The sequence below is a fragment of the Planctopirus hydrillae genome, from assembly GCF_001707835.1.
Taxonomy (GTDB): Bacteria; Planctomycetota; Planctomycetia; order Planctomycetales; family Planctomycetaceae; genus Planctopirus; species Planctopirus hydrillae.
This window is the reverse complement of record NZ_LYDR01000152.1, coordinates 204,916-229,370: the sequence shown is the minus strand read 5'-3', so window position 1 is coordinate 229,370 and position 24,455 is coordinate 204,916. Positions and strand designations below refer to the sequence as shown.

Annotated in this window: 17 protein-coding genes, 1 pseudogene and 1 riboswitch; of the genes and pseudogenes, 7 read left to right on the top strand and 11 right to left on the bottom strand. The window is 54.1% G+C overall.

Features of this window, described 5'->3' with window-relative positions; translation table 11 throughout:
- The first annotated feature begins 103 nt into the window (after nucleotides 1-103).
- Complete coding sequence (locus A6X21_RS19955) at nucleotides 104-1,912, top strand: hypothetical protein (RefSeq protein ID WP_131818462.1); 1,809 nt, start codon at nucleotides 104-106, stop codon at nucleotides 1,910-1,912.
- Nucleotides 1,913-2,479: 567 nt separating this feature from the next.
- Here A6X21_RS19955 and A6X21_RS19950 read toward each other — a convergent pair.
- The 5 genes and pseudogenes from A6X21_RS19950 to A6X21_RS25630 form a co-directional block, all read right to left on the bottom strand.
- The gene (locus A6X21_RS19950; protein ID WP_165603880.1) at nucleotides 2,480-3,550 is read right to left on the bottom strand and encodes a thioredoxin family protein; all 1,071 of its coding nucleotides are present in this window, start codon (nucleotides 3,548-3,550) and stop codon (nucleotides 2,480-2,482) included.
- Between the two features lie 1,005 nt (nucleotides 3,551-4,555).
- On the bottom strand, nucleotides 4,556-6,013 hold the full coding sequence (locus A6X21_RS19940; RefSeq protein ID WP_068851699.1) for a DUF1501 domain-containing protein: 1,458 nt from the start codon (nucleotides 6,011-6,013) through the stop codon (nucleotides 4,556-4,558).
- 85 nt (nucleotides 6,014-6,098) lie between these two features.
- Nucleotides 6,099-8,600 carry a DUF1549 domain-containing protein gene (locus tag A6X21_RS19935; RefSeq protein WP_240490338.1) on the bottom strand — a complete coding sequence of 834 codons (2,502 nt, stop codon included), beginning with the start codon at nucleotides 8,598-8,600 and terminating at the stop codon, nucleotides 6,099-6,101.
- 492 nt (nucleotides 8,601-9,092) lie between these two features.
- Complete coding sequence (locus tag A6X21_RS24855; protein ID WP_165603879.1) at nucleotides 9,093-9,350, bottom strand: hypothetical protein; 258 nt, start codon at nucleotides 9,348-9,350, stop codon at nucleotides 9,093-9,095.
- Nucleotides 9,351-9,405: 55 nt separating this feature from the next.
- Nucleotides 9,406-9,597: pseudogene (locus A6X21_RS25630) on the bottom strand (hypothetical protein); the annotation flags it as partial.
- 500 nt (nucleotides 9,598-10,097) lie between these two features.
- On the opposite strand from A6X21_RS25630, the gene A6X21_RS24445 reads away from it, so the two are divergent.
- The 5 genes from A6X21_RS24445 to A6X21_RS24440 all read left to right on the top strand — a co-directional run bounded on the left by A6X21_RS24445 (nucleotide 10,098) and on the right by A6X21_RS24440 (nucleotide 13,423).
- The gene (locus A6X21_RS24445; protein ID WP_131818461.1) at nucleotides 10,098-10,676 is read left to right on the top strand and encodes a hypothetical protein; all 579 of its coding nucleotides are present in this window, start codon (nucleotides 10,098-10,100) and stop codon (nucleotides 10,674-10,676) included.
- A gap of 294 nt (nucleotides 10,677-10,970) precedes the next feature.
- Entirely contained in the window at nucleotides 10,971-11,105 is a 135-nt protein-coding gene (locus A6X21_RS23865; protein WP_083233763.1) for a transposase, read from the top strand.
- 56 nt (nucleotides 11,106-11,161) lie between these two features.
- Entirely contained in the window at nucleotides 11,162-11,728 is a 567-nt protein-coding gene (locus A6X21_RS19920; RefSeq protein WP_110766498.1) for an IS5 family transposase, read from the top strand.
- 145 nt (nucleotides 11,729-11,873) lie between these two features.
- On the top strand, nucleotides 11,874-12,206 hold the full coding sequence (locus A6X21_RS19915) for a hypothetical protein (RefSeq protein WP_068851689.1): 333 nt from the start codon (nucleotides 11,874-11,876) through the stop codon (nucleotides 12,204-12,206).
- A gap of 899 nt (nucleotides 12,207-13,105) precedes the next feature.
- Nucleotides 13,106-13,423 carry a hypothetical protein gene (locus A6X21_RS24440; RefSeq protein WP_131818460.1) on the top strand — a complete coding sequence of 106 codons (318 nt, stop codon included), beginning with the start codon at nucleotides 13,106-13,108 and terminating at the stop codon, nucleotides 13,421-13,423.
- Between the two features lie 331 nt (nucleotides 13,424-13,754).
- On the opposite strand, the gene A6X21_RS19900 is transcribed toward A6X21_RS24440, so the two are convergent.
- From A6X21_RS19900 to A6X21_RS19865, 6 genes are all read right to left on the bottom strand, one after another.
- Nucleotides 13,755-15,059: a hypothetical protein gene (locus A6X21_RS19900; protein WP_131818459.1), complete on the bottom strand. Its 1,305-nt coding sequence runs from the start codon at nucleotides 15,057-15,059 to the stop codon at nucleotides 13,755-13,757.
- 133 nt (nucleotides 15,060-15,192) lie between these two features.
- Entirely contained in the window at nucleotides 15,193-16,335 is a 1,143-nt protein-coding gene (locus A6X21_RS19895; RefSeq protein WP_068851677.1) for a lysylphosphatidylglycerol synthase transmembrane domain-containing protein, read from the bottom strand.
- The gene (locus A6X21_RS19890; protein ID WP_068851674.1) at nucleotides 16,332-16,814 is read right to left on the bottom strand and encodes an EVE domain-containing protein; all 483 of its coding nucleotides are present in this window, start codon (nucleotides 16,812-16,814) and stop codon (nucleotides 16,332-16,334) included. The genes A6X21_RS19895 and A6X21_RS19890 overlap by 4 nt, the downstream gene beginning before the upstream one ends.
- A gap of 415 nt (nucleotides 16,815-17,229) precedes the next feature.
- On the bottom strand, nucleotides 17,230-17,583 hold the full coding sequence (locus A6X21_RS19885) for a hypothetical protein (protein ID WP_068851671.1): 354 nt from the start codon (nucleotides 17,581-17,583) through the stop codon (nucleotides 17,230-17,232).
- 1,408 nt (nucleotides 17,584-18,991) lie between these two features.
- Nucleotides 18,992-20,053, bottom strand: coding sequence for a nicotinate-nucleotide--dimethylbenzimidazole phosphoribosyltransferase (gene cobT, locus A6X21_RS19870; protein ID WP_205847505.1), 1,062 nt, complete (start codon nucleotides 20,051-20,053; stop codon nucleotides 18,992-18,994).
- Nucleotides 20,054-20,056: 3 nt separating this feature from the next.
- Entirely contained in the window at nucleotides 20,057-20,617 is a 561-nt protein-coding gene (locus A6X21_RS19865) for a DUF6580 family putative transport protein (RefSeq protein WP_068851663.1), read from the bottom strand.
- Between the two features lie 189 nt (nucleotides 20,618-20,806).
- Nucleotides 20,807-20,991, bottom strand: a riboswitch (cobalamin riboswitch).
- Between the two features lie 617 nt (nucleotides 20,992-21,608).
- On the opposite strand from A6X21_RS19865, the gene A6X21_RS19860 reads away from it, so the two are divergent.
- A complete protein-coding gene (locus A6X21_RS19860; RefSeq protein WP_068852295.1) occupies nucleotides 21,609-23,891 on the top strand; it encodes an efflux RND transporter permease subunit in 2,283 nt (760 codons plus the stop codon).
- Nucleotides 23,892-24,455: the final 564 nt, after the last annotated feature.

The following is a 24,455-nucleotide window of genomic DNA, read 5'->3' as shown; positions in this document are numbered from 1 at the left end:
TCACGAGTCTGCTCAAACGGCATCATTTGTCGGTGGTCGTTCTCATCAGCAATGGCTCAGCAGCACTTCATCATCTTTTCGACTCGATTTACCAGGGTGGCTCATGCAATCGATTGCCTCGCTCCAAGCGTCCGCTCAATCCATCAGTCGCTTTTCGAATCCCAGCAAGATTTTCCGGGGCCCACTTCAAATCCATGGCTTGCTGCTGGGATTGATACTCCTCTTCAGCACGTTTTCAACAGCCGGTTTTTCGCAGGATGCACCACAAAAGCCCGCACGTGTTGATCAACCACTGCTGCTTTCCCAGGTGGCCAATGTGGAAACTCTCGAAAAGCATGGCCGGACGTTATTCGAGAAGTGCGAACGCCCAGACATGATCCCCGCCATGGAAATGTGGCTCAAAAACGATCTCAAAGAGCTCAAGGGCGTCGACAGAACACGCCCCCTGGGCATGATGATGTACCTCGGAGACATCCTCACGGAACCCATGTGGGCTGCCACATTCATCCCCGTCACCAATGTGGATGAGTTCCTGGGCTGGATGTGCAGCATGCCCCCCACTCCCGGAACATTTCAAAAAGTCGAAGGCTCGGCTGATCGCTGGAAAGTCAGCTTCGGTGATAACGCGAACGTTCATGTTGTCAGTCGGGGCAACTATCTCATCATGGTCGGCGAAGCAGAGCAGGCTGATCGGAACTTTCCCGATCCCGGCCCGCTCTGCGAACCCTTCGCCACCCGTTATGATGCAAGTTTCAGTGGTTTGCTCAAAAACATTCCTATTGGTCTAAAAAGTGTCTTTCTCGAATTCGCCAAAACGACTTTACGAGCAGACCTCCAGCAAAGAGACAACGAGCCCGCAGAGAGTTACCGCCTGAGGCGCGCCAGCGGCGAATCCGTCATCAAGCAGTTTGAGCGCATGGTTTCCGACGCCGAGGAAGTCACCATTGGTGCCAGGCTCAATCGCGAAACCATGGTCGCCACCATAGAGCTCGAAGTCGTCGGGACTCCCGAAAGTAAACTCGTCAAAGCCTTCAGTGCCTTTCCTGGTCGTCACAGTCAATTTGGAGCCCTGCTCGATCGGGAAACCACACTCACTGTCGGTGTCTCAACCATTCTGGAACCCGAACAGCAGACACTGCTCCAGCAGGTCTGGACAACAGCCGAACAAGTTCTCAAAAAGGAAATCGAAAAGTCGATCGCTGCCGGTAAACCTGGCGCCCCGACAGATATCGATGCCTTTCAACCCCTTTTCGGCGCTCTTCAGAGATCAACCCAGGCGGGTCTTGTCGACGTTTTCGTCCAGATGATTGGCGCGGAACGGTCGCAATACGAAGTCGTGGGTGGTTTTCGTCTCCCCGGCGGCGAAGAGTTTCCCCTCGCACTTCAAAAACTGGTGCAGTTGATCAAAGACCGCCAACCCGATAATGATCGCTTACAGAAACTCGAACTCGATGTCGCCCGCATCAACGATTTTCCGGTGCATCGAGCCACTCTCGATCCCAATGGTGCCAATCGACGCCTCTATGGCGAAGACGGTGGAGAACTCGCATTCCTCGCGACTCCCGAAGCCATCTGGTTTGCAGCGGCCAGCAAAGGTCAAGCGATTGCCGCCTTGCGAAAGACCATTGATGAGGCTGCGAAACCAGCCGACGATGCCACTCGACCAGAGCGAGCCCCGATTCTCGTGACTGCGGAAATTTCCCGGTGGGTCGATTTGATTGATCGTCGAGGACGAGCGGTGGAAACATTCAAAGAAGAATCGGCCATCGCCTTCAAAGGAACTGGCCACCAGGTTCGCTTCCGCATGAAACCCAGCGGCGATGCCCTGAAGCTCCAGCTCGAGTTCGACGACGGCCTCGTTAAACTCTTCGGCCGCCTCATCGCCCGCAGTCAACTCGGCAACGAACTCTAAACAACTCAGCCGGGTTCAGATTGATTTAGTCATGTAGGGCAGGCTCCCGCCTGCCTTCCTGACTTATATACGTCCAACTCATATCCGCCCAAATTATCGACACCGCACTCACTTTTCCAAGTGCCGCTGCTGGCTTGCCCAGCAGTGCTCCTCCCACGATCCACTCGTCTTCACACCTTCTCGTAGCCCCCACACACAACCACCTCCCACTCGTTTCCCTCTCAACCTTCGTGCTCTTCGTGAGCTTCGTGGTGAACTCGGATCCTCCTTGTGTAGCAATCCCTCTGGGACTCTCGCCCGTTCTTCGAGAGACAGCAAGGCAAGGGTCTTCCCAGTGGATGTATCTTCAAAAACACCTCTGCTACATGCCTATCGACTATCGAAGGTCAACCATCGAGAACATCTCGCAGCCGATCGGCCCCTTGATCGCACACCAGATGCCTACCAATTCTCTCTCATCCCGACCTGACCCCATCAGCACAAATATTGATCGCATGAGTGTGAAATACCAAATCGATATTCCGGGTCGACTCATTCGCTACCCGCCTTTCGACAGCTCGTACAGATTTACTTTTTGATCTCCACGGCGGTTTTAATAGCGACCAGGTCTTCAGGCGTGAGGCGTTGGCGGGTTTGGTCAAGCATGTCGATAAAGTGACTGTAGCCATCCTTATCGGAAGGAAAGCCTATGTTGTGCCCTTCCCTCAAAGAGGATGTCATGGGCTGGCCGTCATGATCGAGCACGGCATACCACGGAATGCCACTCTCTGCTCCCTGACGCAGGTTGTTCATGACTGCTTCCGTTCCACTGAGGCGCTGATCGAGTTTTAAGAGTATATAGTCCTTCTCAAGGAGTATTTTTTGGGTGTCGAGAAAGCTGTTGAGTTTCCAGCACGGCCCGCACCAGGTCGCCCCTTCAATGACGAAGACGCGTTTATTTTCCTGTTTTGCTTGAGCCAGAGCTGAATCCAGCATTTGTTGAGCATCGCTTGGATCCAGCGCGTTTTGCTTTAGAAATGTCAGAACCTTCCCTGCATCGATTTTTCCATCAGTCGAAAGAGACTCTTCAGTGGCTTCGGCCAGACGCTCGCCCTTTTCATCGAGAACCGCCATCCATAGACCGTCCTTCTTGGGAAACGTGAACTTGTTCTGAGCCACAAAACGCTCTGCTTCAGCGGCCTGAGTGCCAGTCGTGGGGATAGCGATCAGCCAGTAGCTGTTATATAGCTCTCGGGACTCCCGAGACGTGTAAAGGGCCTCAAAGAAAGGTTGCGTGGAGACTGCCGTCGGTGAGCCAATGAGGATGAGCGGCCGTAAATGGCCAATCCGTGATTCATTCAGTCGTTCTTGAAATCGCTGTTCCAATGACTGGGTCGATGAAAAACTGCTGTTGATCACCATATCATACGCAGAAGCCTTGGGGAGCCGCGACCTGTAGAATACCCCCAAATTGATGACCTGCGTCGAGGCCTTTGTCGAAGCATTCGTCAATGCCACCTTCAGGCCGATAGGAGTTTCGGCATCTGCTTTAAAGTGACCTGCTATATGATACTCTTCATCTGAGACCAACTGAGCAATCGTGAAAGAGCCTTTATCATCGGTCGGGGCACGGCCGCCAAAAGTACGTTTCAGAAACATGGGAGGAGAACTTTTCGTGTACACATCATACCCATACAGAACTTCCTCATGGGGAACCGGTTTCTTTGTCTGTCGATCCAGGATTTTTCCAGTCACTGTCTTTGTAGGCTTCAGCACAATTTTGCACATCGTGATCCGTCGCGCTCAGCTTGGTGATGGCAGAGAGTGTGCCATCTGGACTCGATGCGTAGACGACTAATGCATGCGGCAACCGCTCCCGCTCCAGTATCCCCTCACGGTTCGTTCGCTGATCAAAGTCGGCGTGAACGGGAACGATCGCCCGATAAGCACCTCAAACTCTCGCATGGGCCACGGGAACAGGCGGGCTACCCGCCAACACCTTGATTTCCAGTTTTTGAAGAACCGGCGACTGATCGTCCCCATTGATTTGCGGAGAAGCTGAGATCCGGGGCGTGCTCAAGAAGAACAGAACCAAGCCAACCAGAACTTTCGACGTAAACAAAGAGAGTCGCCGAAACACGAACAGCTGAGGAATTCTCAAACGTTTCCGCTCCCACGAGGTCGCCATAACCATGATCAAGTATCCTTAAGAGGATCAACGAGGATCAATCGGCTCGGAGCGACAAGCCTCACCGCCTCTCACCTGAGTGGAGCGGTATCCTGACAGAATAACATGCCAGGGCCACTTTGCACGAAAAAACTATCGCCCGAAGTGCCACTACCGGCGGTGTGGCCCAGACGTGGCTAGGCACGTCTGCGTAGTGATAGGCACAAGAAGCTTTCGTGCATCATACGGCGATGCCTGTAGAACCTCCCGGTTGACAACTTGGGTTCTACATGGGACGTAGGGTGCGTGGAGTCCTTGGAAGACACTGGTTTAATTTTGCCAATTCGAATTGGTGCATTGGCATGCACCCTGCAATTGAAGATGTCACGAGTGGTGGTGGGCACTGTATTGTCCGCAGAGCAAACGTTACGGTGCTGGGCAGAAGGAAGGCAGGCAGGAGCCTGCCCTACCTCAGGATCTCGGAAGCTCAGGGACAGTTAGGCGAATAGCTGCGTTACGGGCAGGCCTTTGCCATCTTCGGTGACATAAAATGGTCGACCTTCAATGGAATAAACCGTCTTCGGGCTGATGCCCATGGCCGTCATGATTGTGGCGTGTAAGTCCGTGACTGAGACAGGGTCTTTGATAGCAACCAGCGGGCGTTCGTCAGCCGTCTGGCCATGGACATAGGCTTTTTTCATGCCACCGCCAAACATCAGGACGCTGCTGCCGCCAGTGAAGTGTCGATGCAGGCCGTAATGGGCCATTTCGCTGATATTGTCGCCACGGAAAGCGGCTTGATCCCCTGCGTTTGAGCCAGGTTTTCCTTCCATGAGGGCGTCGCGACTGAACTCGCTGGCGACAATCACCAGCGTGCGATCGAGCATACCTCGTTCATCCAGTTCTTGAACCAGCGTGGCAATCGGGCGATCAATTTCCTGATGCATACGGGCCACGGTTTCATGCCCATTCGCATGCGTATCCCAATGCAGAAATGGAACATACTCGGTCGTGACTTCCACGAACCGTGCACCATTTTCAATGAGTCGGCGAGCCAACAGGCAACCTCGGCCAAAGCGACCGGTATTATACTTTTCCTGAACCTCTTTCGGTTCGAGCGTGATATCAAACGCCTCCCGCTCTTTGGAACTCAGCAGACGGTAGGCGTTATCGAGGCTGCGAAGCATCGATTGCTGCTGATAATCGCTGAGTTGATCGCGGTGAGGATTTTTATCGATCAACTGCCGGTAAAGCCGCTCGCGATTGGCAAATCGCGCGTTGGTCATCCCCTGAGGCGGCTTGACCGATTGAGCCGCTTCTTCAGGGAACGGGAGGTTCATCGGCCCGAACTCACTGCCAAAAAATCCCGCCGTCGTGAATGCCTTGAGTTCTTCGCTTTCACCAACACCTTCCAGTCTCTGCCCGATATTGATGAAGGCGGGCATGACGGGATTGCGCGGCCCAAGCACCTTGGCCATCCATGAACCTAAATGCGGGCAGGCCACCGTCTGGGGAGGGACATAGCCCGTGTGCCAGTGATACTGATGGCGGCTATGGAGAATGCTCCCCAGATCGGGTTGGACAGCACTGCGAATGAGCGTCCCGCGATGGAGAATCTGCGCGATGTTTTCCAGCCCTTCGCAAATCTGCACACCATCAATCGAGGTATCGATCGCAGGGAAAGTGCTGAGCATCTCCGCAACGGCCAGCCCCTTTTCGAAAGGGCGGTAGCGTTTGGGGTCAAAGGTGTCGGGAGCCGCCATACCGCCGGCCATCCACAGCAGAATGCAGGCATCGGCCGTCGGTTTCGGATGGACCAGCGGCTCATCAGAATTGGCTCGCACGACTCGTGGTTCACCCGTGGCCATGGCAGCCAGACCGGCCATCGTCAAGGCTTTGACAAAATCCCGTCGGAGAATCGACCGCGGCGTTGAAGGATCAATCTCAAAAGCCATTTATCCATCTTTCGTATGGTGCGATCTCGAAGGGAAACCGTTGCCTTCCTAAGAGATTGATTTCAAGTCATTGGAAATCGTGGGATCAATTCACATAGAAAAATTCAGGTTGCATCAGAATCGCCCAGAGCAGGTCGGCCACGTTCTCTCGGGTGGGTTCGTCACCCAGAGCCGCCACAGTGGTTGCCAATTCTGTTTCTGTCGGCGGCCGGGAAAGTGCGTAGCAGTAGACCCAATTGACCAGTTCAGGTGTCGTGGCAAAATCTTTCTCCAGGAGTGACTTGGCTCCTTGATCCAGAGCCGTTGCCAGTGTTTCTCCGTTCGAGAGATCGATCGCCTCCAGCGTTGTGAGTTCGTTCGGCCTCATGGAAACAATCTGATCTCGATTCGGGCGTCCCAGCGAACGCATCAGAAAATCACTTTTCACCAGCGAGCTGCGGACCATGTGGTCATGATCAAAATTGAGTTCAACGAGACGGTTGATGGCTGGCTGCAACGTACGCTGTGTCCAGACGTCGAGCGCCGGAACTTTGACGGCTGGCTTCCAGTCAGTCGGCTGCTCAGCGTATTTCCCTTTGGCATCTGGAAGATTCCGGCTCCATTCCCATGCAGGGGAACTGCCAAAATGCTTCAGTCTGCCATCTTTCTGAACGATCTGCACTTCGACAAATAAGCCGGCGGGGTTATTGCCTGCCCCCGCGTTTTTCCCCACGACCAGCAGCTCGTTCGGTTGATTGGTTTTGAGGGCAGAGGTGAGTGAATAGCCGCCGAGAATCTCCCAGTTTTTGCCCTCGCCCAGCTTCTTGCCGTTCAAATACATGGTGTATTCGTTATCGCAGGAAATGATCACCGCTGCTTTGTGAGGCATTTCGAGCAAGTCGATGGTCGTGCGGAAGGCAAGCGTTTCGTTGGCTGGTGGAGATTTGCCATCCAGCGCAGAGTCTCCCCAGATCCATTCGGCGGACATGGCCTGGGCTGTGGCCTCCAGCAGAGCAGGATCGAGTTTGCCCCTTACGACGTTGGCATCGGGTTTTCTGGGAGCAGTGCCGGTGAGCTGCCAGACGGCATCCACGAATTGCTCGGCAGAAAGGCGCCTGGCTCGTGGGCCACGGAAGCTCGCCTGCAGCGATTCTTCGGCAACGGATTCGGTTTTTGCCTGGTAAATTTCCGAGGTGGCAATGAACTCCAGAGTTTGCTTGAGATCGTATTGATGCTCCTGCAGATGGTTGGCCAGATAATCGAGCAGGTCAGCGTTCTCGGGCTCACTCTGCATGGCATCGAGAGGGTGAACAATGCCACGGCCCATCAGGCGATGCCATAAACGATTGACGATCGTCCGCGTGAAGCGCCCGTTTTCCGGATGCGTCATGAGGCTGGCCAGTTGTTTCAGCCGTTCATCACGCGGTGCGGCAGGGTCGACTTGCCCAAGTTCCGGAAAAGGCCAGTAGGCCTTCGCCATGCGGCCTGTGGGCTTGTCGCAGCGATGGATCTCCAGAGGTCTTGTGGAGTAAATGGCCGCCAGGCCATAGGCCTCATCCAGTTTCCAGCGATCAACGAAGCTGTCGTGGCAGGAAGCACATTTCAAGTTGATGCCCAGGAATGACTGGCCCACGCTTTGAGCAAATTGAATCTCGACGGTCTGACCCGCACTCACTGTTCCACGCCAGGTAATCCCATCAATGTAACCACGGCTTTCCACAGAGGGTGGTGCAATGAGTTCGCTGGCCAATTGATCGTAGGGCAGGTTGTTGAGGAGGGATTCATAGAGCCACCGGCTGATCTGTTTGCGTCCCCCCGTAATAAAACCGGTGCCGCTGTAATCATTGCGCAGTAAGTCGTTCCAGAAGCTGAGCCAATGCTCGGTGTAATCGACATCTCGATTCAATAACGATTGAATCAGCCGCGTCCGCTTGTCTGGATGATGATCAGCCATAAACGCGGCATATTCTTCCGGCGTCGGCAGCAAGCCAATCAGATCGAGTGAGGCACGGCGGAGAAACTCACCATCGGAAATCGCGGCTGGGCGCTCGATCTGCCTGCTGTCAAATGCAGCATCAACCAGACGATCAATAGGATGAGCCCGGCCATTCACAATAGGGGGCAATTCCACCTTTCGTGGCTTTAGAGGAGGTTCATAAGCAGGCTTGGTGAAGGCGAAACCAGGTTCCCACGGAGCCTTCTCCTTGATCCACTGGCGGAGCAGAGCCGCTTCTTCTTTGGTGAGCCCCGGACCTTTCGGAGGCATGCGGACATCGGCGTCGTCCGTCGTGACCACATGGAGCATCAAGCTTTGATCCGGCTGTGCGAAGTCGACGATTCGACCGTTTTCGCTACCTTGAAGAAACGACGCCTGATCATTGAGTGAAAGGCCACCGCTGATTTTTGTCCCGGAATGACATTCAATGCAGTGTTTGCGGAGCATCGGCACGATCTGATGGGCAAAGTCAACCTCAGCAAACGCAGACGTCGATGCACAGCAGAGCCAGACGGTGAGTGCGAGGCAGACCCAACTCAACCCGCGTACCGGCGGAACGCCATTTCCAGGCATGAGGAGAGTGACAGTTTTCCGAACAGGATGGTGCGACATCGGATGGATGAACTCGGCAGGCATGTTATGTCGCGACAATCAAGACTTTGTGCTGGTCGCACAAAACTTCAATGTCGGATCGACTTTCGTGATAGGAGCCCATTCACTGTAACTGTGATGATGTGGGAATCCAAGAGGCAAGCCACGCAGGGTGATTTAGGGCCTTGCGCAACCCACCATCCCCGCCCCAAAAAAAACGAGCCCCAAGCATAAGCGACGGACACTCGAAAAAGATCCCAACGAGCCGGAAGTGTAAGCGACGGCATTCATCATTCACCCGCGCTGAGTCCGCTATGCGGACCATCTCCCACCACTCACGACATCTTGAACTGTAGGGTGCATGAAGTTCCGACGTAATGCACCATCCTCCCGCGATGAAATTCCCCCGCAGGGCCACTAAGATCCTGACAAAAAATCGCTTTGCTGCTGAAGAGTTTAGACTGACTTTCTCATCAGTATGCGATAGCAGAGGGCTGCGAGTGCCAGGTGGTTTCAGGCGTGGATGATCTGCTGATCGCGGTCGTAGCGAATGCGGAATCGGCCAAGGCCGCCCAGCCAACTGATGGTACGTTCCACCACCCATCGAACCTTTCCCAGTCCACTTCCATGAGCAGTGTTTCTGCGCCGAATGTGGCGGATGATGCCGCGACCCTGGAGTGCCTGTTTTCCGGCGATTGACTGGGCTGGGGCCACTGTCCGCTCCGCCTCCAAAGGCCCGGAATTGCGTGGAATCGACGATGACAACTTCAAGATTCAACCCCTGTTTCCGGTGAAGTTGTTCCAGAATGCTGGCATGCATTCGCTGCCAGATTCCCAGTTCTTCCCAATGAGCCAGTCGTGTCCGAGCGGTCTCACCAGAGCAGCCCATGCCTGCTGGCAGATTGCACCGACCGCAGCGGGTGGTGAGCACGAACCAGATGACTCGGAGAACAGTTTCATGCGAAATTGGCGGCCTGCCACCTCCCGAAAGATTACTGGAGGGCGTCCCGGCGGGCATTGCTCGGGAAGCGTGTTCATGACAGACTGACAAATCACATCCGGCAAATGAGTATCCATGATCGGCTCCAGAAGGAGTTGAAGGTCGTACTTCCACATCCCGGCGCAAATCCCGTGCCATTTGCCGGGTGCTTTGGATATTTATTTTTTGTCGGGTTGTAGGACACTCTACAGCCCAGGCATTTGCCGGGCAATGCCCTGCAGTGATTGGCGCAACAGCTCGAGAAATCGATGGCATTTTTATGGGTGGAACTGCACTCCCCCGAGTGACTTGCAGATATGATATAATCACATTGAGGTTCGAGTGGACGCCAGTTGCGTCCTCTAGAGAACACGCGTAAAGGACGAATCATGAACTGGAAATTCATAACCACAGTTTGTGTGGCTCTATCCTGCTCCATATTCCTGAATAGACCACAGGTAGCTTCGGAATCAGTGAATAGTCGAGATCCGTCGATAGTGTCAGACTTCGCCAATTGTGCAAGCCAAGACGAGGCAATCATGCTTTTGCGATTATCTTACCAGAAGGGAGTAAAGTATAGCGACATTCTCGATGTTGTTGGTACTGGAAATAGCAAATATGACTCTGCGGTAGTACAAGCTGTTAGTGGTGCAATGACCCGCGAATCGTCTTCGCGGAAAACAAAATCTGATGGCGAAGCGGTGGACTGGGAGCTTGCGAAGGCACTTTCAGATGTTTCATCAAAGAACACGAGTCTTTCAAAGCTGCTCATTTCGGCACAACGAGGTAGCTTTCGGAAGACTACTATTCCAGATAGGGAAAAGGTCGAAGTATTGAGAAACTATCCTGATCGCGTTTACCGAGACTTGTTTGTACGTCTTAGGATGTCGACTTCACATAAAGTCTATTCGACAATTGTTTTTCGAGAGATGTTTGGCATAAATGACGATTCAATCCACCGTTGTATTTGCGAACATAACATAGATGGCGCATGGCATCTGCTTGAAAAATGGCTGTGGGAGAATGGTCCATTTATTGTTTATGTGGAAGAGTCTGATTCTTTTGTGGTGGATGTTGCTGCCAAAACTGCGAGACGCCCAGTTCCATTTTGTTTTTGAACATCATTTTGCATAGACAATATTTACGAGAGCCTTCCCCGGTGCGGCAGGAGCGATCTGCCAGCCATCGCCTGATTCGTAACAGGGCTTGTTGGTCACAATCACCAGACTGCGGCCCCTGCAAACTGTAAAGATAAGCCGTTAGGAGGAGCTCCCGACAGCAATGATATCTGCAATAAAATCCTAGGCCGCATGGACATTCGATCTTGCAGGTGATGAGTTGGTTATGCGAGGATAACACCACTCAAGGAGGAGGGGGATTATGCGCAAGCGACACGCACTTTCTGATGAGCTTTGGAAGCCATCGAACCACTTTGCCCCGGCAAAGCTGGCGATCCCGGTCGTACGGCGGCCGACAATCGACTCTTTGTCGAAGGTGTGATTTTCGTACTCAAAACCGGGATTTCCTGGGCCGATCTCTCCGAGTAATTTGGTTTACATAACTCGGTTTGGAGGCGGTACGACCGCTGGTGCGAGAGAGGGACATGACAGAAGATTCCCCAGACTCTGCAAGATCCAGAACTGGAGGAAGTCCAAATCGACTCAACCACGGTCAAAGTTCATCCCGTTGCTGCGACGGGGCGCCGTCAGGCCGGGGAAAAAAAGTCGAGGCCGATGAGCGCCGCTGCCTGGGACGCAGTCCTCTTCATGGCAAGACCAGTGGATTAACGACGAAAGTTCACGCCGCTGTGGATGGTCGAGGCCGCCTTCTCAAGTTGATACTGACTCCCGGCCATGCAGGCGATGCCCCTGTAGGAGAAAAGCTGCTGGAAGGTCTTTGCGCGAATCATGTCTTGGCAGACGCAGCCTACGACAGCGACGCGATCCGGCTACGTGTAAAGCGGATGTGGGCGCAGGCCTGCATCAAACCGAAGGGGAACCGGAAGGTGAAGAAACGTTGTGTCAAGGAGCGCTACCGGCACCGCAATATCATTGAACGTTTTTTTGGGGCTTTGAAGCGATTTCGCAGGGTGGCCACACGTTATGAAAAGAAGTCCATAAACTTCGCAGGCTTCCTCTGGCTCGCATCGCTGTTAACCAAGCCATTCTGAATGTCCATAGACCCTAGACTGGGAAAATCTTTCAAGCAGTACTTTTGTCGAAAATGGCATCAAGAAAATGTGCCCTACAAAAGGTTGTGAAGGGACATACCAAGTATGTGGCCGATGTGTTCATGACCACTTTATTGGAAATATAATGTATGGTTTGTGGATAAAACCTCATGATTATACGTATGCCACAGCGTTTTCTGCCGGGGAAACAGCACAACTTGTCGGTCCAACCAGAGAACAAGGGCTTGACAAGACATGGGATCGGGCTGGTTACGTCCTGGGGTTTGAAGTTTATGCCACTATTTTTGACATGTCTATGACCGCTTCAAAAGACACGCTTTGCTCAATACTCAAAGCAGAGGCTGGGAGTGATGTATGGTACGAGATGGCAAACGAGACTGGCCGCGATCTATCTCACTGCAAAAAGTGCCCTGCAGGTTTGGATGGAGGCGCGGCGGCCTGGTTAAGGAAAAACTAGAACGGCACGGAACTATCTGCATTCTAATGTGTTTGTGCCTTTCTACCTAAGGTACGTCAAATCCGTCGATAACTAACTTCACGCCCCTGTTGGTGCCTACAATGAGAAATGTCTGCATTGCTCTTGTTTTTGTGACGGCTATCATAGCCTTCGGTGTGTACCTCCACCGATCCATCAATCCGGTTGATACCAACAAGCTTGTTATGATATTGCAGGATGATACAATTCATGGTCCTCGCTCACCTGCGAGAATTGCGTTGTTCGGTAAAAATCACTGGTTTCAAGAACTTAGCACACACGGAAGTATAGGGCCAAAAGCATCGAGCAGGGTTTATGTTTACGATATTAGACATGCTTGGTTTGATGGAGATATCAGAGTTACGTCGGAGTCTGGTGAGAAGTTGGCGTTAGTGTCAATTAAGCCAAGATCGCGATTTGGCCCCACGCTTGTAATAATCGTTAAGGAGGGTAACGAAGCCTTTGGTGGTTGGAACGAAATTCCAGGGATGTTTGAATTGAGACCACTGTTGACTGATGCCGACAGGCCTGACAAATCGTGAGTTACGGCATATGACTGAATGGCACAGGTTGCTCGTCTTCGAGCTACCTGTGTGACAGCGGCACGAGAGTTTTCCGCTTGATTGAAACTACCTCTCTCATGCGCTGCTGAAACATAGACTCCGCCTGTACCCAGTTCAAACCAACGCCGAATTTCTTCCTGACCCATCCCCATCCCTTCAACCCCGGCCGTCATTCCTGGCGGCCGGTTTCTTTTCCCCTCCCCGTTCCCTTTCGTTCTTCACAATTCCCTCCCCCATCCACCTCGAACCAAACCCATCCCTAACCGCAACCGCGTCTCTTTCATCCCTTCCTGCACCCCTTTCCCGAAAGCCCCTCCCATGACCACACGAACTGTCGATACCCCCAACCCCGCCACACCCTCCGCCAGCTTCCCCCTGGTCCCCCTTCTAAAACCCGCCTCCGGCAACCTCACCCTCACCGCCACCGTTTACCGTGATTCCGGCGACGAAACCTCGACATTCGTCACGACCGGGTGGCTGGAGTCAAACGTCTTTGTTTGCCCCGAGGTCACGAACGTGGATTGTTCATGGCGAACATGTCGAAAGTCCGTCAAGCGTGTGCCGGATGCTTTTGCGCTGTGGATTTCGTTTGACCGCGGGGCGGATGACGACATCCGACCTTTGCTACCCCGGTAAAGACCACGCCCTTCCCGCACTGTTTTGATTAGCAGGGCGCCCGGGGCGTGCCACCTGTCGGCGCAATGAGACGGGAAGAAGACCCCCACCCTGCCTTCTCCCACGCAGACGTGGGCGAGGGTTCCAGAGGGGCATGCGCGTGGCGCGGCCTCTTGTCGTTGTGGCTTTGCACAACGACCTGTGTAAGCAAGCTGGGCACGAGTTGGCCGGGCCACCCTTGGGTCACAGATTTGCGAAATACATAGCGCAGGGCCGTTAGCATGGCACGCAGCCCGTGATTACAGGCTGCACTGCGTGACATTGCCACCGATCGTTACTTGGCCATTACTCGCTATTTAGCCACCAATGAAGAGGCGAGGCTGATCTGTGGCTCGAGATTGCGTTCCCAGTCGGTCTGTGGGCGAAGGACAGTGCGGACGAGAGCAGGCAACGTTCGCTTGATGGCCACGGGCTTTCTCTGGAACGAAACCTCACTTTGGGCAATAAACCGCTCATCAAGCTGCAGGGCCTTGGCAGCCGGTTTTTCCGTTGGCGAGATCGGCGTGAAATCAATCGGTGCAGGAACCTTCATCGAACTGTCGTTTGAACCTGGCTTGGTCGCGTCAGGACTGGCTGCATCAGGCTGAGCAGCATCCGCCGGGGCCTCGACCTTATTGGACTTGGCGGGATTCTTCCCGGTCTTGTCGCCCGCTGCATCGGCTGGGGTTGCCGCAGGTGTTTCGTAACTGGGTCGGAAGGAACCCCCAAACTCCGTCGAGCCACCAGCAGGTTCTGTCGTCGGTGCAGGCCTTCTCATCGGCGGCATCGGGGTTGCCGAGTTATCGAGGGGAGCGGAACTTGCGCCACTACCGGCTGGCGTATTCGATCGGCTGGGCGTGAACGGTTCCCTGCCCATGGGGTCAATCATCGGGTCTCGCCCGGCAGGAAGTGAGCTTCGGCCGGGAGAGGATGGATTGATGGGATTGGTGGTCGCGGGTGCATCGAACATCGGTGCTTCGCTCCCTGTGTTCCGCGGAGTAAATCCGTCGCGTTCAGGGGTTGTTCGAGGAGGTGTCGATTCACGCGGTGTGACCGGTGTGATTTCCGGCTCGTCGAAGGTATTGCGTGGTGGCGGTGTATAGGGATTTCGCGAAGGAATCGGCTCAAAGGTCTCTGGTGGATTATTGCGTGGAGTCGTTGTGGGATTACTGCGCGGAGGTGTGGGTTCTGCGATGGGTGTCGGCGTTCCGGAAGGAGCCATATTCGTCATGCAGTTTCCATTCGCACAGTTACCACCTGTGCAGGCAGTCCCACAACTGCCGCTCCCACACGGATTACATCCACAGGGGTTGCAGGAGTCGCACGAAGAGACGGCGTAGCTGGCGGTCTGACAACTGTTACAGGAGTTCCCCGTCCATGCGTAGCCACTGGTAACAACCGAGCTTTGCCCGCTCGCAACAGTGCTTTGGCCGGCAGGAAAGTAATAGGTCGCCCAGCCGCCACCCGTGGGAGTGGAATAGTAGCTGGGGGCATAGCTGGTGCGATAGTTCGCGTAGAATTCACCGGCAAGGAGAGGGCTGGCTGTGCTGCCAAAGCTGGCGGCAAATGCCAACAGCCAAGCCATGGTGCTGCTCGAGAGCTTGAAATACGTCTTCATGGTGCGATCCCGGATCTGGAAATCGCGAACGGCAAAGGGGTGCGTCCTCCCGATTCCATGACGCAAGCCGCCTGTCGGTAACTCCTACCAACGCCCCAGACTCCGCTGAGACCGCAATTTTCGAATCTCCGTTCTAGCGTGGTGCTGCTGGCTCTGTCAACGAGGGGGGATCGGTCAGGATTGAGGAAATGACCTTCTGGTGGGGATCATGCGGACTTTCTGTGACAGAATCCGGGTTTTCATCCAAAGAGGGTAGAGCCTCGAACTCGCGACGTGCCGCAAAATAATAGATTAAGCCAATGGCCGAAATCGCCACCTGGATCACGCGGCTGGTAATCGCCATCAGCAGTCCATTACCGGCTGCACGGGCAACGGCAGCAGCATCATTCGGATCGACCGTCAGCGAGTAAAACGCTTTGATCGCTCCTTCCAGTGCGCCCATCCCTCCCGGTGTCGGAATCAGTACACCAAAGACTTCCGCAGCGGGGATAAATCGTAAGTGAGCGACAAGATCCGGGATGGGATCATTCCCGCGAATGGTTTCTGCACACAGGTAAAAGGAAAACAGCATGAAAAGATGCCCGAAAATGCTGATTCCGATACAGGCGACAATGATCGAAGTCCGGTCTTTGTAGAGCGTCGCTGCCTGAAACAACTGATGGGCCAGCTTGCCACCCACCGGAAAGCGGCTGAAAAGTCGATCCCAGTGATAGCGATGAAGAAAAGGAGATTGAATCACCACCAGGCCAAGAATCCCGGCACCGGCTGCCACCCACGTTAACGTCATGATGAGTTGTAACTGGGCGTTGAAGGGCAACGTGGTCGGCAGAAGTGCTGCAGCAGCACCCACGATGACCAGTGCCACCAGGCCCAGAACACGGTCATAGATCACAGAAGCTGCCGCTGCCGCCCGACGTTCAGGATGCCCTTTGGCAAGAATCATCCCCTTGATGAGATCGCCACCCACGGCACCCGGCCCAATGTAGTTGCACATGAGCCCTAATGACCCCAGACGAAACGCTTCTTTGAGTGTCATCGGGAGATCCACAGCTCGCACCAGCAGGTACCAGCGGAAGAACGTCAGGATGACACCGATTAAACAGGTGGCAAAAGCCAGTGCGAAGAAATCCCAGCGAATTTGCCGTTCACTCAGGTTCGCCAGATTCTTCCAGTTGGAAGAAACCAGCCATGACATGAGAGCCGCAGCCAGGAGCCACTTCAGCCAGAACCAATTAGATTTGAACCACTGGATGGGCAGATAAGACAGAACACTCACTGGCGAACTCCTGCCAGTTGATGCACCTGTAACCATTCACTTCGAGTGACAGGTTGAATTGATAATCTCATGCCACGTTTCATCACCAGCATACTGGCTGTCTTGGTATGGGAGGCCAGTTGATCGCGAGTGACGACGGCAGGAAACTTCTGCTTCAGTTGGACATCGACGCCAATCCAGCGGGGAGCATCGGGCGGGCTTTTGGCATCGTAATATTTGCTGTCGGGGTTGAATTGCGTCGGATCGGCGTAACCGGCCCGCACCACCTGCATGGTTCCCACAATTCCCAGCGGCTCTTCCCGGCTGTGGTAAAAGAAGACCAGATCGCCTGTCTGCACATCATCACGCAGAAAATTTCTCGCCTGATAATTCCGGACGCCATCCCACAGGGCTGTCTGCCCGGGAGACGCCGCCAGATCATCAATCGAAAATGCGCTGGGCTCAGATTTAAAGAGCCAGTAGCGAACCGGATCTGCCATAACGTGGCTCATCGATGAATTAGAAACGAAAACAAAGGAAATGGCCTGCAGGTCTCACTTCCATGACGAGCAGTGAAGGTAGCTTGAGTACGAATCTGTGAAAAGACTTTCAACGAAAAGTCTGGCCAGCCAGAGCGAGAATTTCTTCTTTAAGGTGGCTCTTTGTGCCTCTGGAACCCTCGCCCACGTCTGCGTGGGAAAGGGCAGGGTGAGGGTCTTTCCGGTATTTTATTATGATAACGGATGGCACGCCCCACTCTGTGCCATGCTTGCAGTTCTGGGCAAGCATGCCTGACAGCACCAACGAAAAAGGGCGACCATGAAATATGGACGCCCTCTGAATAGATGAGTATTCGTGGATTACCACAATGCACCTGAGGAATTGCACAGATGCGGCTGGTCGATCCGTGAACAATTACGCAGGATTCTTGCCTGGGAGTTCACCAGCCTTAATGAGATCGCCAAAGGTCTTGCCTTCTGTAGAGCTCTTCTCGGATTCGACCTTCTTCAAAGCGGCCTTGATTGCCTCGGTGTCCTTCACGTTGGTAGCTCCGAGAGCTGTGGTCATCGCTTTTCCGTAGTCGTTTTTGTTCTTTTTGCTCTCACCGAAGTGGCAGACCATGCACTTCGATTCGGCTGCCTTATCGGCCAGATTGGCATACGTTTCCTTGAAAGCGGCAAGGTAGGGCGGGCGAGCTTCAGCCGAATTGCCGGAGACCAAAGCGGCGATTGCGGTACAGCAGGCTAGCGAAATCCAAGTCAAACGCATTGATGCTTTCCTCTCGTACGAATTTCCCGGGCATGGGGGCAGGAGTGAAAACCAGGAACACCTGATCTCCACCGAACGCGGAAACAACTCTTGCCGCATCTCACGGCACAGGCATTAGACGGGCTGACACCCGCTGTGTCAATTCCCTCTTCAAAACATTACAGCAGATCCCATACCATTGTGATCTCATGATATGATGGGCCGTGATCAGGTGGCCGCCTCCATTCGCATGAAAGCCGCCTGCCGTCACAATGACCCGCAATGTCCTCGATTTGATGTCGCCAATTCGTCTCCCTGAATATCCGAATCACCTGGCTATCCCAAACACCCGGCAATCATTCAGCCCACACGGGCCTCAACCATTCCCCTTTGTAAATTCAACAACTCATTTTTCAGAAATCTGCCGATCGGCCCGTCTCTCAGCGTCCATAAATCAGAACACCGCAACATACCGTATGAGACAAAAGTGATCGCATGCCCGCCCAGAGCTGCTGTCCATTTCACAAAACTTGCACCCAAGGCAGGCCCGGCCAACTCCTACCCAACTTGCCTACACGGGTCGTTGTGTTCGACACAACGACAAGAAGCCGCGTCATGCGCATGCCCCTCTGGAAACTCTTTTCCGCTACTTTCACGTCTTGATTTGACTTCGTGCGATACTTTCTGCAACTCACCACAATTTGACTCTGAATTTCCTTCGTGTTCTTCGTGCCCTTCGTGGTGAACCAATCAGCTAAAAGTGACCTCACGCGAAGTGGGCGAGTTCACCAGGAAGATCTCCATGATTAACCACTGACGCGAATTTGCTCCCCCATTTCCTTCAGTTGATCTTGCCAGCATACCCCTCTGGAACCCTCGCCCCGTCTGCCGGGACAGCGCAGGGTGAGGGCCTTTTCCGCTACTTTCACGTCTTGATTTGACTTCGTGCGATACTTTCTGCAACTCACCACAATTTGACTCTGAATTTCCTTCGTGTTCTTCGTGCCCTTCGTGGTGAACCAATCAGCTAAAAGTGACCTCACGCGAAGCCGGCGAGTTCACCAGGAAGATCTCCATGATTAACCACTGACGCGAATATGCTCCCTCATTCCCATCAGTTGATCTTGCCAGCATCCCCTCTGGAACCTTCGCCGTCTGCCGGGACAGCGCCGGGTGAGGGTCTTTTCTACTTCTTTACACAGTGTTGATTTACACAGTGTTGATTTGCGCAGTGTTGACCAAGGTTTTGCCCGATTGGGTGGGAGAGATCGGTTCTTTTCATCTGCCCCCAGTTCGAGAATGCCACCCGCACGCACGCATCCGCGGCATTAGTCCCCACTTTCAAGCATGTATGCTTTTAACAATCAGAGCCTAATAACCTGGGGGCAGATAAGGACGTTTGACCCCAGCCACGCGGTCCACCGGCTCCCTACGCCTTGGTCTGAACTAACTCTGTCTGCAACTGGGCAATCGTGGTCATCTCGGAGAGGATGGCACAGGCAGCATCGAGCATAGGCATCAGCAGCAAAGCTCCTGTCCCTTCACCCAGTCGCATCTGCCAATTGAGAAAAGGATCAAGCTGCAAAAACTCAAGTGCAATGGCATGACCTGGTTCTGTCGAACAATGAGCGGCAATCCAGTTGCGACGACTCTCCGGCCAGAGAACTTCGGCCATAAGAGCCGCTGCAGTGGCAATAAATCCATCGAGAATCACAACCAGTCCCAGTTGTGTCGACTCGGCAAAAAAGCCTGCCAGAGCTGCCAGTTCGACACCAGCCACTTCGGCAAGCTGTTTCCGAAGTTGACCCGTCCCATGCTGTCGCGCCCGCTCGACAGCCTGAGTGACGACTTGAGTTTTTCTCTGAAGTGTTTCGTCGTCAGCGCCGGCTCCGCGACCCACCACAAGTGCTCCACTTTCGTCACAAATCAGGCTCGTAATGCAAGTGGCGGAAGTGGTGTTGCCAATCCCCATTTCACCACCGGCCACAACTCGAAAACCTTGAGCGGCCACTTCCCTCGCAATCTTTCGTCCTGCGGTCAGTCCCTGTTCGAGTTCATCGACAGTCATCGCCGGTTGTCGAGCCAGGTTGCGCGCCCCAGGCAGCATCCAGAAATCTCGACGCACTGCGGACGAACCTCGATTTGGCAAAACTCCTCCACGAAAGGAGCCGACATCAAACACTTCCAGAGAGGTCGTTGTCGCCATGGCCAGAGCGCTCGAAGCGGCTTTCCCCTGGGCGATGGTATCGAGCATGATTTGCGTGATCTCGCCGGGCCAGGCGGTCACACCTTCGGAGATCACAGCGTGGTCTCCGCCGAACACAACAAGTTTGCGTGGCAAAGAGACGGGTCGCAATGTCTGCTGAATGCGGCAGAGTTCGCAGGCAAGATCTTCGAGTCGGCCCAAACTTCCCGGCGGTTTGGCCAGACTGGCAAGATGCTCACGAATCGCCAGATTCGTGAGCGGTTGAGGCTGATGATCTTGCGACAATTCCTAGACTTCCGTCGTACGGCGCGAATTGTTCCAGCCAGCCACGACAGACTCAGCGAAATGCCAGCCACCAAAGAGGACAGTGGTGAAGAGCAGATCACTCATGACCGAATTCTGGAAGTAAGGTATCGCCAGAATGTAGTTCTCCAGGAACCCTTCTCGTGTATGCGGATAATAGGCCCACCAGTTCGCCAGATTCGTAATCAGAAAGAACTGGATGGAACCTGCTAAAGCGGCACCCGCGAGCACCAACGGGTTGGAATGTCCACCGACCCAGCGGCCAATCAGCACATTGATAAGAAAGCAGCCGTAGACCACAGGGACCAGAGCGTGGAAGCCGATGAAGGCATCCGAGATGGTGAGAATCGCGATGGGAATCAGGAGTGCAAACCACCTTTGAGTCAGAAACGCACCACTGAAGAGGGCGACTGCTCCCACGGGTGAAAAGTTAGGCGGATGTGGGATAAACCGGGCCAGAATGGCCAGCAAGACCAGTGCACACATCGCAATGAGACGGACTTGCTGTGACGACTCAGATTTCACCACCGATTGATGATCGCTCATAACTTCCACCAGCATTCAGGACGAGGGCACAACCAAGTCTCGTGCAGGTGGTCGATCGAAGCGCAAAGAGAGTCATACTTGAGATCCCTGTATTGCAAACAGTCGGATCAAAAGATCTGACTCCAGCAATGGGGAACTCTCAAGATGTTGACTTCAACTCACTCCGATCAGCAGCCTGTGTCCGAGACACCGATCAGCAAAGTTCTGGCAGGTCTTCTGACTGACAGCATGAGGATCTGTTCGTCTTCCCACCCCGGAGTGATCATCCGTGGGCAGTGACATTATGAACAGATCAATAGCTGATCACAGCAGCGGCCCTGTGTCGGAATTTCGCCGACTTCCCTCTTACCTCTTCGAAAACCTCACGGGATGTGTCTCATCTCATGAGGTTTCCTCGGAACCGGAACCTGATACGCCGGAGAGTAACGATCTGCCGGCGCGGATGCCACTGTCTCGTTCCTGAATCAGTTTTTCGCCATGATCCGCAGGTTTTCCGATTTCTTCAGCCCATAAAAGCCTCACGTTTCTCCGGGCCAATTCGGCCTGCAAGAGCCAGGCAAACTTTTCAGCCTGAGTAAGATGTTGGACTCTCTCCGATCATGACGACCCAGGGGACGACTCTCGTAAAGTGCTGCGACAAATGCCGAAAGCAACACGGATGAATGTCGTAGCGAATCAACCTTCCTGAGAAGTTCAGCGGAAGATTCGCAGTGAATCGTCAAGCGGTTGTTCGACCTGACAAGCGTTATGCATGGATCAATCAGGCACTCGCAGATTTTCATTTGGGTGTGAATTCGGCCACCCCGGAAGAAGAGACTGCACACTGCATACGCAGGCGGTGCCCCTGAAAACTTTCCAGCGTCACGTTTCAGTCAATCACACCCCGCCTGATGCCTTCAAACGACTTTCAATCATGTGAAGTTCACGAGACGAGCGGTGGCAGCAACCCTGTGTGATGCCACATCTGCTTTTCGCAGGGAATGGCTGGCCCATGATTTCGACCCTGTATGCTCGCTACTACAAACACATGTTGTGGTTCGTTGCGCTCACATTGCCCCTGTTCTGGTATCAGGCCGAATCGATCAAGTCGAATAACGATATCGAAACCTGGATGCCCCGGGATACCGGCGTCCGCCAGATCTACGAACAGTTCAAGCTCGACTTCGGTGCTGAAGAAGTCATTCTGATCGGTGCCAGCGCCAAAGAACTTTCGAACGATGCGATTGAAGCACTGGCGGGTCGATTAGAGCGTTTGCCAGGCATTCGCTCCTGCTGGACGCCGGGACGACTGGCTTATCGCATGGAAGCTTTGGGAGTGTCTCCCGAAGAGGCTCATGCCCGGCTCGAAGGCTTATTGACCAACCCTGATAAAGATATGGTCGGGCTCTCGGCGGTCCTTTCCGAAGCCGGGACAAAAGACCGCGCGGGCACAGTGGCCCAGGTTCGCGAAGTTCTTAAGTATTGCCAGCTCAATTCGGCACATGTGGCACTCACGGGGGCTCCTGTCATTGTGACCGAGCTGGATACTCTCGGTAATGCGAAATCTGGCCGTAAGTTCTTTGCGATTACGTTAGCGATCTGCCTGGGGTTACTTTACTTCTCGCTGAGGCATTGGAATTTGTCTCTGGGAATTCTGGGAGTCACCTTATGGGGGATTTTCCTGACTCAGTCGATCATCGCCTGGTGTGGCGGCGAGATGAACTTTATTCTCGGTTCACTCTCCGTCCTCGTGATGATCTTTACGCTGTCGATTGCAGTGCACTTCGTGAGCTACTACAGCGATGCAGTTGCCTCGGGTGAGCCTAAGCCACTCGACCATGCCTTTAAGGCCTCGTTTAACCCATGCTTTCTCTCGACTCTGACCACATTGCTGGGCCTGGTTTCGCTAAATGTCAGCAGTATTCTGCCTGTGGCGCAATTCGGCTATGCAGCAGCGACTGGTGCTGTGGTCGCGATGGTTGTCGGCCTGGGGCTGACACCGGCTCTCCTGATGGTCTGGCCGGACTGTGCTGTGAAATCGTTTCGCATCCATCACGTCGATTTCAACTGGTGGGGGCACTTCGTCAATCGGCATCGACATGGCATTCTGGCAGTCGCAACCGTCATGCTGTGTGTCGCGATGGTCGGGATTGTCCGTCTGCGGCCCGATGTCGATCCGGTAGACTTCCTGCCCCGGGACAGCCAGGTGCTGGTCGATCTCGGACGCGTGGAAAAGAAGCTGACCAACGTCGATTCGATTGAAGGGGTGGTCGACTTTACCGGGAAAAATCTCACCTTCGTCGATCAACTGCAGATTGTCCGAGAGCTGGAAGCCGTCCTGCGGCAACAGCCAGGTGTGCGCCATGTGTTGAGTCTGGCGACATTCTTCCCCAATGAACTTCCAGATGGAGCTCTCGCGACAGCCCGGATGTTTTCCACAGCGCGCAGCTATCAGGGTGAAGACGGCCTGATTGCTGCTGACCAGCAATTGTGGCGAGTTTCGATTCGAGTGGAAGACAATGCGATTGCCGGCGGAGGTGCCGACCGTGTGCTGCATAGCATTCAACAGAAGACGGCGAGCTTTCCTGTTCATTTCACGGGGATGACTCCACTATTGGATAGTGCCCAGAAAGAGATCTTTAATGGCTTCTGGGAAAGCTTTACCGCAGCCGTCCTGACCATCAGCCTGGTCTTCCTGATCTCGCTGCGATCCTTTGTCGGCACCCTGATTGCGATGGTGCCGAATATTGTCCCCATCTGGCTGGTCTTCGGCTCGGTGGGCTTTTTCGGGATGCCGGTCGATATTGGTATGATGATGACAGGGAGTATTGCCCTGGGCATTTCGGTCGATTGTACGTTCCACTTTATGGTGCAGTACAACCAGGCGGTTAAGCTCGGAGCGACTCCTTCTGAAGCCGTACGCTCTGCCCTGCAGCATTCCGGCGAACCGATGCTCGATTCGACGTTGATTTCAAGCACAGGGATGCTGGCACTCTGCCTGAGCAGCTTTGCACCGACCGCTCGCTTTGGCTGTCTCATGTCGGCCCAGATGATAGCTTCGATTCTGGGGGAACTGGTCTTTCTCCCAGCCCTTCTCTGCTGCCTGCCAGAAAAACGCCAGGCAACGACGACTTCTCTGGCGGCAGAAGAGTCATCAGAGAACTCCACGCCCCCCGCCGACGCAGCACACGATGAGATCGAGCCGCAGATCCATCGCCTCCCGGCACCACACATCGGGCACATCAGCCGAGGAGCAAAAGCCCCACGCCGCGCCGACAGCTCGTTCCTGAACTAGCGGGGATATATCAATTCCCGTAGGGTCCGCTATGCGGACCATAACCCGCTGCTATATCGTATACGGCGAGTAGACAGTATTATCCCGTAGTATTAACCCGTAGGGTGGGTTAAGGCTTTGCGCAACCCACCATCTTCTATAAAAATATTCCAAGCGAAGCATAGGGCAGGCTCCCGCCTGCCACCCCACAACCCAACCCGCTATCCCCACCCCAAAAAACGAGCCGGAAGCGTAAGCGACGGAATGATCATTATTTCTCACAGGGCCCCCTATGCGAACCATAACCCGCTACCCTGTAGAACATAGACCGTAGGGAATCCCAGTAGGGTGCATGAAGTCCGATGCAATGCACCATCTTCCTGCTGTATTCTACACATCTGTCCAAGCGTAGGGCAGGCTCCCGCCTGCCAACCCACAACCCACCCCCAAAAAACGAGCCGGAAGCGTAAGCGACGGACACTCAAAAAAAACGATCACTCACCCCCATCTCGCATCGTCATAAATAGAACCAGAGATCCTCCAAGTCGCTCCCGCCATTTCAACGTGTGCCACTGCTGGCTCGTC